The 15,825-nt window shown below is 64.9% G+C and carries 13 protein-coding genes; 3 read left to right on the forward strand and 10 right to left on the reverse strand.

The features are described from left to right. Positions 1-15 precede the first annotated feature (15 nt). Positions 16-1,155 carry a bifunctional 2-methylcitrate synthase/citrate synthase gene (locus AU175_RS03420; protein ID WP_066285861.1) on the forward strand — a complete coding sequence of 380 codons (1,140 nt, stop codon included), beginning with the start codon at positions 16-18 and terminating at the stop codon, positions 1,153-1,155. An 81-nt stretch (positions 1,156-1,236) separates the two neighbouring features. On the opposite strand, the gene AU175_RS03425 is transcribed toward AU175_RS03420, so the two are convergent. Continuing rightward, complete coding sequence (locus tag AU175_RS03425; RefSeq protein ID WP_066285863.1) at positions 1,237-2,178, reverse strand: hypothetical protein; 942 nt, start codon at positions 2,176-2,178, stop codon at positions 1,237-1,239. 2 nt (positions 2,179-2,180) lie between these two features. After that, the gene (locus AU175_RS03430) at positions 2,181-2,690 is read right to left on the reverse strand and encodes an RNA polymerase sigma factor (RefSeq protein ID WP_066285865.1); all 510 of its coding nucleotides are present in this window, start codon (positions 2,688-2,690) and stop codon (positions 2,181-2,183) included. Between the two features lie 439 nt (positions 2,691-3,129). Between AU175_RS03430 and AU175_RS03435 the strand changes: the two genes are divergently transcribed. Beyond that, positions 3,130-7,359 carry a N,N-dimethylformamidase beta subunit family domain-containing protein gene (locus AU175_RS03435; RefSeq protein ID WP_066285868.1) on the forward strand — a complete coding sequence of 1,410 codons (4,230 nt, stop codon included), beginning with the start codon at positions 3,130-3,132 and terminating at the stop codon, positions 7,357-7,359. Between the two features lie 37 nt (positions 7,360-7,396). Here the strand turns inward: AU175_RS03435 and AU175_RS03440 are convergent, their stop codons facing one another. From AU175_RS03440 to AU175_RS03455, 4 genes are read right to left on the reverse strand one after another with little or no spacing between them, the layout of a single operon-like run. Further along, entirely contained in the window at positions 7,397-7,882 is a 486-nt protein-coding gene (locus tag AU175_RS03440; protein WP_066285871.1) for an 8-oxo-dGTP diphosphatase, read from the reverse strand. Between the two features lie 2 nt (positions 7,883-7,884). Then, complete coding sequence (gene xerD / locus AU175_RS03445) at positions 7,885-8,892, reverse strand: site-specific tyrosine recombinase XerD (RefSeq protein ID WP_269449471.1); 1,008 nt, start codon at positions 8,890-8,892, stop codon at positions 7,885-7,887. Next, positions 8,892-9,554 carry an NUDIX domain-containing protein gene (locus tag AU175_RS03450; protein WP_066285873.1) on the reverse strand — a complete coding sequence of 221 codons (663 nt, stop codon included), beginning with the start codon at positions 9,552-9,554 and terminating at the stop codon, positions 8,892-8,894. Before AU175_RS03450 ends, xerD begins: the two co-directional genes overlap by 1 nt. 26 nt (positions 9,555-9,580) lie before the next feature. Then, positions 9,581-11,386 carry a CTP synthase gene (locus AU175_RS03455; RefSeq protein WP_066285875.1) on the reverse strand — a complete coding sequence of 602 codons (1,806 nt, stop codon included), beginning with the start codon at positions 11,384-11,386 and terminating at the stop codon, positions 9,581-9,583. Positions 11,387-11,462: 76 nt separating this feature from the next. On the opposite strand from AU175_RS03455, the gene AU175_RS03460 reads away from it, so the two are divergent. After that, entirely contained in the window at positions 11,463-11,993 is a 531-nt protein-coding gene (locus AU175_RS03460; protein ID WP_082978996.1) for a DUF2867 domain-containing protein, read from the forward strand. Here the strand turns inward: AU175_RS03460 and recN are convergent. From recN to AU175_RS03480, 4 genes are read right to left on the reverse strand one after another with little or no spacing between them, the layout of a single operon-like run. Next, entirely contained in the window at positions 11,990-13,729 is a 1,740-nt protein-coding gene (recN, locus tag AU175_RS03465) for a DNA repair protein RecN (RefSeq protein ID WP_066285877.1), read from the reverse strand. The two genes, AU175_RS03460 and recN, sit on opposite strands and share 4 nt — an antisense overlap. A 3-nt stretch (positions 13,730-13,732) precedes the next feature. After that, positions 13,733-14,758, reverse strand: a complete 1,026-nt coding sequence (locus AU175_RS03470) for an NAD kinase (protein ID WP_066285878.1) — start codon at positions 14,756-14,758, stop codon at positions 13,733-13,735. 13 nt (positions 14,759-14,771) lie between these two features. Next, positions 14,772-15,584, reverse strand: coding sequence for a TlyA family RNA methyltransferase (locus AU175_RS03475; RefSeq protein ID WP_066285879.1), 813 nt, complete (start codon positions 15,582-15,584; stop codon positions 14,772-14,774). Between the two features lie 2 nt (positions 15,585-15,586). Beyond that, the gene (locus AU175_RS03480; protein ID WP_066285881.1) at positions 15,587-15,817 is read right to left on the reverse strand and encodes a hypothetical protein; all 231 of its coding nucleotides are present in this window, start codon (positions 15,815-15,817) and stop codon (positions 15,587-15,589) included. Positions 15,818-15,825 lie beyond the last annotated feature (8 nt).

Genomic DNA, 15,825 nt, shown 5'->3' on the forward strand with positions numbered 1-15,825 from the left:
CGAAGGAGTTTCAGCATGGCTGAAAATGAAATCAAAAAGGGCCTTGCCGGCGTCGTGGTGGACTACACCGCGGTGTCCAAGGTCAACCCGGAGACCAACTCACTGCTGTATCGGGGCTACCCGGTCCAGGAACTCGCCGCCCGATGCAGTTTCGAGGAGGTCGCGTTCCTGCTGTGGAACGGCGAACTTCCCGCGCCGGAGGAGCTTGCCGCTTTCACGGCCCGGGAACGGGCCGGACGGGCGCTGGACCCGGTGGTCAAACAAGTCATCGATGCGCTGCCCACCAGCTCCCACCCCATGGATGTCTGCCGGACGGCAGCATCGGTCATGGGAGCCCGCCACGAGCTCGCAGAAGATTCCTCGCGACAGGCGAACATGGACAAAGCCATCGACCTGTTCGCGGCCATGCCCGCTGTGGTGGCCTACGACCAGCGCCGCCGCCGTGGGCAGGAGCCCGTGCCGCCCCGCGATGATCTGGACTACTCCGCCAACTTCCTGTGGATGACCTTCGGCGAAGAGCAGGTACCGGAGGTCGTCGACGCCTTCAACGTATCCATGATCCTGTACGCCGAGCACTCCTTCAACGCGTCCACGTTCACGGCGCGCGTGATCACGTCCACTCTTTCGGACCTGCATTCGGCAGTCACAGGTGCCATCGGTGCGCTCAAGGGAGCGCTCCATGGCGGCGCAAACGAAGCTGTGATGCACACGTTTGACGAGATCGGCATCCGGCCGGAGGAATCCTTGGAGGACGCCGCAGCCCGGGCGAAAACCTGGATGGAGGACGCGCTGGCGCAGAAGAAGAAGGTCATGGGCTTCGGCCACCGCGTCTACAAGCACGGCGACTCCCGGGTCCCCACCATGAAGGCCGCCCTGGACAAGATGATCGCCCACTACGGCCGGCCCGAACTCCTCGGACTGTATAACGGCCTGGAACAGGCCATGGACGAGGCCAAGGCCATCAAGCCCAACCTCGACTACCCCACCGGCCCTACCTACCACCTCATGGGGTTCGATACTGCCACGTTCACACCACTGTTCGTTGCCAGCCGCATCACCGGCTGGACCGCGCACATTATGGAGCAGCTGGACTCTAACTCCTTGATCCGTCCCCTGAGCGAATACAACGGTGTGGAAGAACGGCACCTCCCGTAACTCCGGTGGGATCGACGGCGGCACGGTCACCTCTGAAAGGTGACCGGGCCGCCGTCGTTCCCAGCTCGTGGCCAGCAGGGCTTACTGGGACAGTTCCAGGCTCAGGATCATTTCCTTCAGCTTCCGGTACTCCGCGGTGCCCATGTAGGCCCTGGCTTCGGCCATGGTTTGGAACACCGGTTCGCCGCCGGTTTTGGCCGCCCTGTCGGCGAACGACAGGGTGCCGCCCGGCGCGCCGTTGACCACGGAATACATAAGGCAGCTGTCCGTCAACTGCCCGCTGGTCTCATCCACCAGCCCTACCTGGTAGCTGAAGCCACCGCCTACCGACGTCTGGTCCAGGACACGGTAGGAGAAGCGGACGTTGGCTGCGGGCGTCCAGCCGGCGAAGTACGGTGCGGAGTCCAGTTCCGTGGCCGTGTACTTTTCGGGTCCACAGGCACCGCCGAGCCCTCCCCCAGCACCGTGGTAATAGGTCGCAACGGTGTTGCCGGCGTCATCTGACACGTCGACCCGGGAGGCCGGGAAATCCGGCGTCCCCGCGGGCACCTCCTTCGCCGTCCATCCGGTAGGCAGTGCGAATGTTGCCCCCGCCTCTTCGCTGCTAAACAACACACCAGCGGACTCAACAGGCTCCTTGACCGACGTTTGCGGTGGTACCACTGGCGCCTGCGTCGAAGAGCCGGTACCTGTCCCTGTCGGGCTGGGTTCGGCGGTCGCACTGGGACTGGGGTTTCCGGTGGCGGTTACAGTTGTCGCCGGTGCAGGGCCGGCAGTGAGTGGGCCCAGGTTCACGGTGACCAGGACGCCTGCTGTCACTGCCGCCGCCGCGATAGTCAGAAGCCCGGCGATCCTGGCACGCCGCTGCCTCCGTTCGGCGAGCGTGGGGATGTCCGGCGAGACGCGGTCCGTGAACCCCTCGGCACGGGAGAGCATCCCGCGCAGGGCTTCCTCGCCGTCGGGGACAGCAGGGGCGTGGCGGATGGGGTCGGCCCCTGAAACCAGTTTTCTGATCGGATCCATGGCTAGGCACCGACTTTCTGTTCGAGCGATTCCCAGGTTGCCGGCAGGAGCCTCCGAAAGGCTTCCCTTGCCCGGTGCAGCCGCACTTTTGCGGCGGATTGTGAGCAGTCAAGGACCTGGGCTATTTCGGCGATGGTCAGATCATCCCAGTAGGCAAGTTGGAGAACATCCCGGTCCTTGTTCCGGAGGGCGGCCAGGGCATTCTCAACCGCTTCGTTGTCACCGGATTCCCCGGGGCCACCGGTTGCAGTGGCAATGATCTTTTCGGTCAGTGCTTTTTGCCGGTCACGGCCGCGGTACGCGTTGCCGATGAGGTTCCGGGCAACCGCCAACAGCCATGGGATTTCCGTGGCGGTGGCACCGTCCCACTTCTCCCAGGCGATGCGGAAAACATCGGATGCGAGTTCCTGGGCCAGCTCCGAATCGTCGACTCTCCGGAGGACGAACTTGTGGACCCTCGGATAGCTGTCCTTGTATAAGGCGATGAACGCCAGCTCGCGCTGTGAAAGCACGATCCCCCCTGGTTGCGTAGTGTCCTGGACTTGCAGGCTAACCCTATTGTTTCCGGCCAGGACGGAACGGTTACACGGGCGCCAAAGCAGTGGAATACGGGAGGAGCCTGATTACCGAATTGCCATACTTGGAAACAGTGTGGTGTACCCGCTCCAGTCGCTGCACGCTACCTGTTATTCAATTCCCGTTACCCGATAATCGCTTCGACTATAGTCGGCGGAAGATCCATCGACTAGTTTTAGCGAACAGGTAACGCAGCTCGTCAAGGTCTCTGACGAAATCTTGGGTGTGGCCACGCCGACGGATGATGTTTGCTGATCCTGTACGTCAGTTCGGTTCGGCGTCGCGTAGGGGCGGTGGCGGACCGGAGGCCACGGGTTGTGCAGCGACCCTCGGTTTATTTTGTCCTTTCACGACAAAGTCGAGCCTGGAGTTGATGTGCCTACTAACAGGAGTGCGCGAACGCGCCGTTCCACTGTCCTCGTTGCCACACTGGGCCTTTTGGCGGCCCTCCTGCAGCCGGTCCTCTGGGACGTTGCGCCGGCGCAGGCGGCAGAGCCCTGCACTGACCCGGCGGCGAACGCTGTCGCCTGTGAGAATTCCCTGCCCGGAATCCCGGCCAGTGAATGGGAAGTGTCCGGGTCCGGGGACCCCTCACTTCAAGGCTTTGCGACGCAGATGAGTGTCAATGTTGGCGAGACGGTGACGTTTAAGGTCCTGACGTCGGCGCCTGCCTATTACGTGGACATTCTCCGGTTGGGGCACTACCAGGGGCTCGGCGCGCGTAAGGTGGCGGCACAGCTCCGGCCGACTTCACCGCTTCCGCAAGAGCAGCCAGCCTGCCTGCAGTTTCCGGATACCGGCCTGATCGACTGCGGCAACTGGGCGGCATCGGCGAGCTGGTCCGTGCCCGCGAATGCTGTGTCCGGAGTATATATTGCCCGCCTGGTCCGGGACGACAACGGCGGTGGCAGCCTTATCCCGTTTGTGGTCCGCAATGACGCCGGCAAGAGCAAAATCGCCGTCCAGACCTCCGATTCAACGTGGCAGGCCTACAACAATTACGGCGGAAACAGCCTCTACCATTGCACCGTTGCCTGTCCGCCCGGTAATCCCGCCACCTATAAGGGTGCGTTCAAGGTTTCCTACAACCGTCCATTCAACCCGCCAGCCATGGGACCTAACTGGCTGTTCGACGCTGAGTATCCAATGATCCGTTTCCTGGAGGCAAACGGTTACGACGTCAGCTACCTGAGCGGGCTCGATACAGCCATCCGCGGCAACCTGCTGCTCAACCACAAGGTTTTTATGTCCTCAGGACACGATGAGTACTGGTCGGGCGACCAACGGGCCAACGTCGAAGCGGCCCGGGACGCCGGGGTGAACCTCGCGTTCTTCAGCGGAAATGAGATGTTCTGGAAGACGAGATGGGAGCCCAGCGCGGATGGATCAGCTACGGCCAACAGGACCCTTGTTACCTATAAGGACACTCTTTTCAGCTCTCCGGTTGACCCCGTGGAATGGACCGGGACGTGGCGGGATCCGAGGTTCGGCGATGCGAGTGTCGGCAAGCCGGAGAATGCACTGACAGGACAGTTTTTCCTGGTCAACGCCGGTTCGACCGATATCAAGGTGCCTGCCGAGTTTGGCCCCATGAGGCTCTGGCGTAACACCGCCGCGGCCACGCTGACCGGATCCCAATCGCTCACACTGGGCGAAGGCCTGAACACGCTCGGATATGAATGGGACATTGACGCTGATAACGGCTTCAGGCCTCCCGGCACGTTCAAGCTGTCTTCCACGACCCATACAGCCCCAGAGGTCTTCACCGACTACGGGTCCCAGATTGCTCCTGCCACCGTCACGCACAACCTGACCTCGTACCGGGCACCCAGCGGGGCACTCGTATTCGGGGCTGGCACCATTCAATGGGCTTACGGCCTGGATGGGTACGTCACCGGCAAAGACCCGGACCGGAATATGCAGCAGGCCACAGTCAACCTCCTGGCAGACATGGATGCCCAACCAGTTACCCTCATGCCAGGCTTGACCGTTGCCACGAAATCCACAGACACCACACGGCCCAGTTCGCAGATTTCAGCGGGACTGGCCGGCCAGACCGTCGCCGACGGTGCAAAGGTCACGATATCCGGGACCGCCTCCGATGCAGGCGGAAGAGTGGCTGGCGTCGAAATCTCCACTGACGGCGGAAAGACGTGGCACCCTGCCCAAGGCAGGAACAACTGGACGTACTCATGGATAGCCCACGGCAGCCCGGTTGCAAACATCAAGACCCGCGCCGTGGACGACAGCGGAAACCTCGAAGTTGCCGGCGCCGGGGCAAACGTCAACGTCTCATGTCCCTGCTCCATCTGGGGCCCCAACGTCACGCCGGCCATCCCTGACTCCGGAGACACTGGCAGCGTTGAAGTTGGCCTCAAATTTTCATCGGAGGTCACCGGCACTGTCACCGGAGTCCGCTTCTACAAGTCGGCCGCCAACACCGGGACGCACACCGGCAACCTGTGGAACGCGGCAGGCCAACTCCTGGCCACTGCAACCTTCACAAACGAGACGCTCTCCGGATGGCAAACTGTGGCGTTCTCAACACCCGTGGCCATCGCAGCCAACACCACCTATGTGGTTTCCTACTTCGCCCCACAGGGTCACTATGCCCAGTCGCCCGGTCACATGTACCCGAATCCTTCGCCCATGCCTGCGGGGGGCGAATCCGTGGACAGCGCCCCCTTGCACGCCCAACGCAGCACCCCGACGTCCGGAAACGGCGTGTACGCGTATGGAGGCGGCAGCTCCTTCCCCGTGAATTCATACAACGCTGAGAACTACTGGGTGGACGTCACCTTTGTTCCCGACGGCACCGCTGTTGCCCCCATAGTCACGACAACCACGCCCGCCAACGGAGCAACCGCAGCAGCCGTCACCACGGCGCCCACAGCAACGTTCAGCCAGGCCGTTACCCCGGCTTCGGTGACATTCAGCCTCAAGGGACCCAACAACACACCGGTTGCGGGAACCACGAGCCACAACAGTTCCACCAACACGGCAACCTTCACACCGGCGGCGGCGCTTTCATACGCCACCACCTACACTGCCACCGTCTCCGGTGCCACGAATGCCACCGGCCAGTCGATGGCGGCGCCCCACACATGGTCGTTCACCACGGCTCCGGTGCCACCCGCCCCCACGGTCGCGTCCACCACCCCGACTAATGGAGCAACAGCTGTTGCTACTACTACCTCACCCACTGCGACCTTCAGCCAGCCGGTCACTGCAGCCTCGGTGATATTCACCCTCAAGGGACAAAACAGCACCACGGTGCCTGGCACAACCAGCTACAACAGCGCCACGAACACTTCCACTTTCACGCCTAACGCGGCGTTGTCCCAGAACACCCAATACACAGCCACCGTTTCCGGTGCTACCAATGCCACCGGACAGGCGATGGCGGCACCGTACACCTGGACTTTCACCACGGCCAGCACTCCCCCGGCAGCTGGATCGTTCTCAGCGCTGGCCCCGTTCCGGCAGCTCGACTCCCGTGACGGTACCGGAGACATCACCGGACCCGTCGCCCCGGGTGCCACCATCCGGGTCCAGGTCACCGGACGCGGCGGCATCCCAGCCACAGGGGTCTCCGCCGTCGCAGTCAACGTCACCGCCACCCAAGGCCAGGACGGAGGCTTCATCACCGCCTACGCCAGCGGAAGTCCGCGACCGGGAACGTCAAACCTGAACTACCGCCCAGGCCAGGACATCCCCAACCTCGTCATCACACCAGTAGGCACAGACGGCAAGATCGCCCTCACCAACACCTCACCGGGCACAGTCCACCTGGTCGCCGACACCTTCGGCTACTACATCTCGGGAACCCCCACGGTTCCGGGTGCATTCTCAGCCCTGGCCCCGTTCCGGCAGCTCGACTCCCGGAACGGCACCGGAGACATCACCGGACCCGTCGCCCCGGGTGCCACCATCCGGGTCCAGGTCACCGGACGCGGCGGCATCCCAGCCACAGGGGTCTCCGCCGTCGCAGTCAACGTCACCGCCACCCAAGGCCAGGACGGAGGCTTCATCACCGCCTACGCCAGCGGAAGTCCGCGACCGGGAACGTCAAACCTGAACTACCGCCCAGGCCAGGACATCCCCAACCTCGTCATCACACCAGTAGGCACAGACGGCAAGATCGCCCTCACCAACACCTCACCGGGCACAGTCCACCTGGTCGCCGACACCTTCGGCTACTACATCTCGGGAACCCCCACGGTTCCGGGTGCATTCTCAGCCCTGGCCCCGTTCCGGCAGCTCGACTCCCGGAACGGCACCGGAGACATCACCGGACCCGTCGCCCCGGGTGCCACCATCCGGGTCCAGGTCACGGGACGCGGCGGCATCCCAGCCACCGGGGTCTCCGCCGTCGCAGTCAACGTCACCGCCACCCAAGGCCAGGACGGAGGCTTCATCACCGCCTACGCCAGCGGAAGTCCGCGACCGGGAACGTCAAACCTGAACTACCGCCCAGGCCAAGACATCCCCAACCTCGTCATCACACCAGTAGGCACAGACGGCAAGATCGCCCTCACCAACACCTCACCGGGCACAGTCCACCTGGTCGCCGACACCTTCGGCTACTATCTCTCCGGCCAATGATGGAGGTCTACCAAAAGCCTGGGCCAGGCTAACGGCGTCAACGGTGCGTGAAGTCCAACACTTCACGCACCGTCTCGTTGTCCGGGTTCAGGACTACGGTAAGGCGCAGCACCGAGCCGCCAAGTGCCAGCGGAAGCCAGTGGGCCGCATCCTGCCACATCCGCTCCACGGGCAGGGACCCGACATCGAACCATTCCGGCAGGATCTCCGCGCTCTCGGACGGTTCGCCTGCCCAGCGGTCCGCCACAAACAGGCGGGTGGACATGTTCCATTCGGGCCGGGCGGGAAAGTCGAAGACCACAACACCGGCGTCGCGCAGGTCCTGCTGCCTGACGACAACGCCGGCTTCCTCCTGGACCTCCCGGCAGGCAGCCTCTTGATCAGTCTCCCCCGGTTCGACATGGCCGCCGAGGCCTACGATCTTGCCCAGGCCAAAGCCGGTCTTTTTTGTTCCCAACAGGACCTGCGGCACGCCGCCCTTAGTCCGGGTCAGGAAGCAGAGCGTAACCGGTGCGCCTGCCATCGCTAGCCCAGCGCCCGCGGGTGCGCCGCGGCGTAGATTTCACGGAGGGTATCCGCTGTGACCAAGGTGTACACCTGCGTGGTTGTCACGGAAGCGTGCCCCAGGAGTTCCTGGACCACGCGGACGTCCGCGCCGCCTTCAAGGAGGTGGGTGGCGAATGAGTGCCGCAGCGTGTGCGGTGAAACGTCCCCGCTGATGTTGGCTTTTTCGGCAGCGGCCTTGAGGATGGTCCAGGCGCTTTGGCGGCTGATGCGTCCGCCCCTTGCATTGAGGAACAGCGCCGGCGTCCCCTTGCCCTTGGCCGCGAGGAGCGGCCGGCCGCGCACGAGGTAGGACTCCAGGGCCCGGGCACCGTACGAGCCCAGCGGCACCAGCCGCTCCTTGGAGCCCTTGCCGAAGAGCCGGACGATCGCAGGTCCGGCTTCCATCTCCTGCAGAGTGATGTCGTCAACGTCCAGGCCCACGGCTTCGCTGATCCTGGCGCCGGTGGAATAGAGGAATTCGAGCAGTGCCCGGTCCCTCAGCCCCGTGGCGGTGTCGGCGCCCGCCGCTTCAAGGATCCTGGTGACCTCGTCCACGCTGATGGCCTTGGGCAGCCTTTTGCCCGGCATCGGCGGGTGGACGTCGCTGGCGGGGTCCGTCGTCGTGAGCCCTTCGAGGGCCCAGAACTTGTGCAGTCCGCGGACGGCAACCACTGTCCGCGCCGCCGACCTCACGCCGAGGGCCGTGCCGCCGTCGGAGCCGTCGGACAGCGCCTGGACGAATCCGGTGACGTGGTGCCGCGTGATCTGCCCCGGGGTTGAACACCCCGCGCCGGCGAGGTAACCGGCGTAACGCGTCAGGTCCCGGCGGTAGGCGGCCAGCGTGTTGGCCGCGAGGCCCCGTTCAACGCCCATGTGCTGCAAGTACTCGGTAATGGCGTGGTCGATGGCGGTCCGGGGCCGGACAGGTGTTGCCGGATGCCCCGCAGCCGGAGCGGCAGGCGCCTCCGCCGAGGTACTCGCCGTCATCAACGCTGGCTGGGGTGGGCGGGCCAGGGTGCATCGGCGGGGCGAAGCCGGGCAAAGCCGTCGGCCCGCGCTGCAGCCGCCGCGAGGATCCCGACGACGGCGGACGGGTTATGCAGCTTGCCTTCCAGAACTGCGGCCACGGCGTCGTCGAGAGCTATCCAATGGAATTCAATCTCCGCTTCCTCGTCCGTCCGCTCGTGGCGCTCGTGGTGCGGCACCTCAACGAGGCCGCGGGCAAGGTAGATCCTGATGGCCTCGCTGGAGGAGCCCGGCGAATTGAAGAAATCGGCAAGGACGTTCCAGGTTCCGGCGGCAAGGTCCGCCTCTTCGGCGAGCTCACGGGCGGCGCCAACCACGAAGTTCTCCCCCTCGACGTCCAGCAGGCCCGCGGGAATCTCCCAGAGATCCATGCCTACGGGGTGCCGGTACTGCTTCAGGAGCAGGATCTCGCCCGCTTCGTTCATGGGCAGCACGGCCACTGCGCCGGGGTGGTCGATGTAATCGCGGGTGAGCGCGTCGCCGGAGTCGCTCAGCTGGAAGCTGTCGCTGACCACGTCCCAGATCCGGCCTTCATAGACCTTCTCGGTGGACAAAAGACGGCGCGGGCTCGGTGCGTCCGAAACCTTCCGTGCAGCTTGGGGGGTTCCAGGTGTCCCGGGCATCGCGCCGTCCTTTACGTATTCGGTTTTTACTTTGCAGCGACCGTGCGAGCCTGCTTGGCCGCCGCAGCACTGTCGCCGGAAGCCGAAGCTTCAGGGGCAGCCGTGCCGGGCAGGCCTGCGTCCCGAAGGTCGCTTCCGGACTGGTGGTCCAGGGCAGCCTTGACCAGCCCGGCGAACAGCGGGTGCGGCCGGGTGGGCCGGGAGCTGAGCTCGGGGTGGGCCTGGGTAGCAACGTAGTACGGGTGCACTTCGCGCGGGAGTTCAACGTATTCCACGAGCTTGCCGTCCGGCGATGTTCCGGAGAACACCAGGCCCTTCTCGGCAATCTGTCCCCGGTACTTGTTGTTCACCTCGTAGCGGTGGCGATGCCGTTCGCTGACGGTGGTCTTGCCATAGGTCTCCGCGATGACGGAGCCGGCGTCAAGCTTTGCCTCATAAAGGCCCAGGCGCATGGTGCCGCCGAGGTCGCCCTTGCCCTCGACGATGTCCAGCTGCTCTTCCATGGTGGCAATGACCGGGTACTTGGAGTCCGGCTCGAACTCGCTGGAGGATGCGCCTTCCAGGCCCACCACGTTCCGGGCGTATTCGATCACCATGCACTGCAGGCCCAGGCAGAGGCCAAGGACCGGCAGCTTGGATTCCCGGGCGAACTTGAGCGCCCCGAGCTTGCCTTCGAGGCCGCGGATGCCGAATCCGCCGGGCACGCAGATGGCGTCCACGCCGTCCAGGGAAGCAAGGGCGCCCTCGCGGGTTTCGCATTCGTCCGACGGTACCCAGCGGATCTTGACCTTGGCGTCATTGGCGAAACCGCCGGCACGCAACGCCTCCGTGACGGACAGGTAGGCATCCGGGAGGTCGATGTACTTGCCCACGAGCGCGATTTCAACCTCGTGCTTGGGGTTGTGGACGGCTTCGAGCAGCTTGTCCCAGCTGGTCCAGTCGACGTCCTTGAACGGCAGGTCCAGGGCACGCACGATGTAGGAATCCAGGCCCTGTGAGTGCAGCGTCTTGGGGATGTCGTAGATGCTGGGTGCGTCCGCGGCGTTCACCACAGCGTCGATGTCGACGTCGCACATGCGGCCGATCTTCTCGCGCATGGCGTCAGGCACTTCACGGTCTGACCTGATCACGATGGCTTCCGGCTGGATGCCGATGGAGCGGAGGGCAGCGACGGAGTGCTGCGTGGGCTTGGTTTTCAGCTCCTGGGACGGGCCAATGTACGGCACCAGGGAGACGTGCAGGAAGAACACGTTGCCACGGCCGACGTCCTGGCGGACCTGGCGGGCTGATTCGAGGAACGGCTGGGACTCGATGTCGCCGACGGTACCGCCGATCTCGGTGATGATGACATCGGGAGCGTTTTTGCCCTCGGCGGGCAGCCGCATCCGGCGTTTGATCTCGTCCGTGATGTGCGGGATGACCTGGACGGTGTCACCGAGGTATTCGCCGCGGCGTTCCTTCGCGATCACTGTGGAGTAGACCTGGCCGGTGGTAACGTTCGCCGAGCCCTCCAGGTTTTCGTCCAGGAAGCGCTCGTAGTGTCCGATGTCGAGGTCCGTCTCGGCGCCATCGTCGGTGACGAAGACCTCGCCGTGCTGGAAGGGGTTCATCGTGCCCGGATCCACGTTCAGGTAAGGATCGAGTTTCTGCATAGTTACAGACAGGCCGCGTGCCCGCAGCAGGTGGCCGAGGCTCGAAGCCGTCAGTCCCTTGCCGAGCGAGGACGCCACACCACCGGTTACGAAGATGTGTTTGGTCGTCTTGGACGAGCCCGGGAACCGGGAATTTACACGGGAATTTGATCGCTGCACCACGGAATTCGAGCCTATCATCAAATGAGCCTTCCACGGATCGTCACTGTTCCCCAAATGCTCCAGTGTGCAGTGCGGGCAGCCTTAGGATCAAGGGGTGACCAGGTATCCGAACCCGGAAAATCCACCGTCAGGCGCGGAAGGCGGCGCGGACGCCGGGAATTTTCCGGTCTTCCGTTCGTTGGCGCTGCAGTCCATCCCAACGCCGGACTACGCCGATGTGATTGTCCTCCCAGTTCCCGGCGGCGCTTCCGCGGACCCCAAAACCTGGGCTGAGGAGCTGTTCTCGCTGAATTCCATGCCGGGCTGGGTGAGAGCGCTTTTGGGCCTGCGGCAGGCAGTGGTTGGCCTGGTGGGCATCAACCGGGCGCCGGCCGGCGTCTTTGACGTGGCCGGGGTCCGCGGCGAAGAAGCACTGATCAGCGCCGATGACACGCACCTGGATTTCCGCTGCGGAGTGGCTTACGACGCCGACGCCCGGCTGTTGCGCGTCACCACGGCCGTGCGCCTCAAGGGCTGGCGGGGACGGCTGTACTTCGCTCCCGTCCGGCTGCTGCATCCGCTGGTGGTGCACGCCATGATGGCGCGCACCATTGGCCGTCTGACGGCGCGGCCAGGACGCCGCTAGACCCGCTGGGGCAAGAGCTTTGCGTCGTCTAGCAGCTCCTGCGCGTGCGCCTGCGCCGATTCGGAATCCTCCTGGCCGGCCAGCATCCGGGCCAGCTCCTTGACCCTTTCGGGGCCGTCAAGCAGCCGTACATCACTGGAGGTGAACCCGGTGGCCGTGCCGCCGTCGGTTCCCCTAACCGATGTCTTGGTGACCGTGATGTGCTGGTCGGCGAACGCGGCCACCTGCGGCAGGTGCGTGACCACGAGGACCTGGACGTGCTGGGCCAGCATCGCCAGCCGGCGGCCGATCTCGACGGCGGCCCGGCCGCCCACGCCGGCGTCCACTTCGTCGAACACAAAGGTGGGCACCGGATCCACGGCGGCGAGCACCACTTCGATGGCCAGCATCACACGCGACAGTTCACCGCCCGAAGCGCCTTTGCCCAGAGGACGGGCCGGAGCACCTGAGTGCGGCTGGAGCAGGAAGGAAATCTCGTCAGCACCGTGGGGCTGCAGCTGGGCATTCGGCTCAATGGTGATCACCAGGGTCGCATCCGCCATGGCCAGCGCCTTCAGTTCGGCGCTGACCCGTGCGGAGAGGTCCTTGGCGGCCTTGCCCCGGATCTTGCTGATGGCGGCGGCCTGCTTCTTCAGTTCCGCCTCGGTCCGGGCAACGTCCGCGTCCAGGGCCTCAATCCGGGTGGTGTCGTCCTGCAGCTCGTCGAACCGGACACGCGCGTTCTCTGCCCATACCAGGACCTCGTCAATGCTGGGCGCATACTTGCGCACCAGCTTGGCCAAAGCAGCACGCCGGTCCTCGATTTCGGCCAGCCGCTCAGGTCCCTCCGAATCCAGCCCGGCCTGGTAGCTGGCCAGTTCCGTGGCGATGTCATTCAGCAGGAAACCGACCTCTGCCAGGCGCGCGGCCGCCGCGCCGAGTTCGGCGTCGTGCTCGGCCACGTGTTCCAGGGTCCGTTTCGCCGCGTCCACCAGGGTGGTGGCGTCGCCTTCGTCACCGTAGTCCTCCGCGATGAGCGCCTGGTGCGCAGTGTTTGCGGCGATCCTGAGCTCTTCGACGTTGGCCAGCTTGACGGCCTCCGCTTTGAGGGACTCGTCCTCGCCCGGCTGCGGATCCACTTCATCAATCTCGGCCAGTGCGATTTCCAGCGACTCCGCTTCCCGCAGCCTGTCCCGTGCAGCACCGCGCAGCGTGTCCAGCTCCGCCTGGCTGGCCTTCCAGTGGCTGTAGAGGGCCTGGTACTTGCCCAACGGATCTGCCAGGGCATCGCCGGCAAACTTGTCCAGGGCACCGCGCTGGGCGAGTGTCCCCTTCAGCCTGATCTGGTCCGACTGGCCGTGGACCACCACCAGGCTTTCGCCGATCTCCGCGAGGACCCCCACCGGGGCGGCGCGCCCGCCAAGGTAGGCGCGGCTGCGTCCGTCCGCACCCAGGCGGCGGGCAAGGATCAGCTCAGCGCCGCCGTCGAACTCTTCCACCTCGGCACCCGCCTCCAGCGCCCGAGCGACTGCCGCGTGCCCGGCGTCGAGCTTAAGCACCGCCTCCGCGGAGGCGCTCTTGGCCCCACTCCGGACCGCGCCGGCGTCGGACCTGGCACCCAGCAGGAGTCCGACGGCGGTGACCACCATCGTCTTTCCGGCACCTGTCTCGCCGGTCACCACGCTCAGCCCGGGGCCCAGCGGCAGCGTGGCGTCGGTGATGACGCCCAGATCGCGGATTCTCAGTTCTTCAAGCATGATTCACTTTGCTGTTGACGGATCGGTTTCATCTTCAGGGTGTTCTGCGTGCGGGACCTGCAACGGAGGCATGGGCCGGGGCGTCCGCACAATCGGGATCGGCCCCGTGTGGATGGCTTCGGCTTTGGGAACCGGGCCCCGCCAGCCATGGATGGGGAGCTCGAATTTCCGGACCAGCCTGGCCGAAAAGGGCGTCTGGTGTGTCCGGGCCAGCCGGACCGGCGTGGCGGATTTGGTCACTTCCACCCGGGCCCCGGGCGGCAGGTCCACGGACCGCCGGCCGTCACACCACAGCACACCCATGGCGTCGGTCCGGTTGAGGACCTCCACCGCCAGCCGCGACCGCGGCGAGACCACGAGCGGCTTGGCGAAGAGGGCGTGCGCGCTGATGGGGACAATCAGGAGGGCTTCGACCTCCGGCCAGACGACGGGCCCGCCTGCTGAGAAGGCGTACGCGGTGGACCCCGTGGGAGTGGCCAGCACCACGCCGTCGCAGCCAAAGGAGGACAGGGGACGCTCGTCAACTTCGGTGACCACCTCGAGCATCCGTTCCCGGTTGCCCTTTTCGATGGCAGCCTCATTCAGGGCCCACGTGTGCCAGATCTTCTGGCCGCGCACCCACACCTGCACGTCGATGGTCATGCGCTCTTCCACCGTGTAGTCGCGGCGGGCAATCCACTCCACCGTCTGGGCGAGGTCTGCCCGTTCGCTCTCGGCAAGGAAGCCCACGTGGCCGAGGTTGACACCCAGCAGGGGCACATCCACTTCCCGGACCAGCTCGGCCGCGCGCAGGATGGTCCCGTCACCGCCCAGCACCATGACCAGCTCAACATCCGGGAGCTGCACGTGATCATGCAGGACTTCCACCGGCTGGGTCAGATGCCCGAAGAAGCGTTCCATGTCGCCCAGCTCGGACTCCTGCATCACCGGGACTATGCCTGAGTCATGCAACTGGGCGCAGGCCTCCCAGGCAGCCTTCAGTGATTCCTCGCGGCCAGTGTGGGCAAGGACCAATACGCGCCTGCTCATCAGGTTCCGCTTTCTAGTGGTTCGGCCAGAGATGTCCAAGCAACTCAGCAATGGCTGCGTCGCGCTCTTCGATCTTAGGCAAGTCTTGGGTCATCCTGCGCTTTATCCACAGGAAGTATTCGACGTTTCCGTCCTGGCCGGGCAGGGGACTCGCCGCCAGGCCGCACAGGTCCACGCCGGCGTCGAGCGCGGCATTGGCGACTTTTTCCACTGCCATCCGGCGTTCGCGCTCGGAATTCACCACCCCGGTGCGGCCCAGGCGGTCCTTGCCGATCTCGAACTGCGGTTTCACCATCAGCACCAGGTCGCCGCCGGGCTCCGTGCTCAGGGCCAGCGGCAGGACCACCATAGTCAGCGAAATGAACGAAAGGTCCGCGACCGTCAAGGCCACTGTCCCGCCAATGTCCGCGGCGGACATGTACCTGACGTTGAGGCCTTCGTGCACCTCCACGCGGGGATCGCTCCGAAGCTGGGGCACCAGCTGGTTATGGCCGACGTCGACAGCGACCACGTGTGCCGCGCCGCGCCTCAGCAGCACGTCGGTGAATCCGCCGGTGGACGCACCGGCGTCCAGGCACCTTTTCCCCGCGACGGCTATCCCGGGAAAGGCGTCCAGTGCGCCAGCCAGTTTGTGGCCGGCCCGGCTGACATAGCTGTCCTGCTCCGAGTGTTCGACGGCAAGGTCCTTGCTGTCCTCCACTTGGAGTGATGCTTTTGCCAGCACCTGGCCCGCGGAGCTCACCCTGCCTTCGGAAATCAGGGCGGCAGCGTGCGTGCGTGACCGTGCCAGGCCGCGCGCAACCAGTGCCTGGTCGAGTCTCACCATGCTCAGGCCCCGCCGTTCCCGGCCGCAGGCTCTTCGTTCAGGGTTTCCAGCAGGGCGTCGTGGAGTCCACTGTAGATGGCCTCATGACCTGCCACAGGCATTCCCGGGAGCGCATCCAGGGTTGCTACCGCGGCCTCAACGGAGGGGTCCCCGACCTGCGCGGCTGCTGTGTCCGGCCATTCCGGGGTGGGCTGGGCTGCAACCTGATTGTGCGTTTCGTTCAGCTCAGTCATTTGACCAG

It is taken from the genome of Arthrobacter sp. B6, assembly GCF_001663775.1.
Taxonomy (GTDB): domain Bacteria; phylum Actinomycetota; class Actinomycetes; order Actinomycetales; family Micrococcaceae; genus Arthrobacter.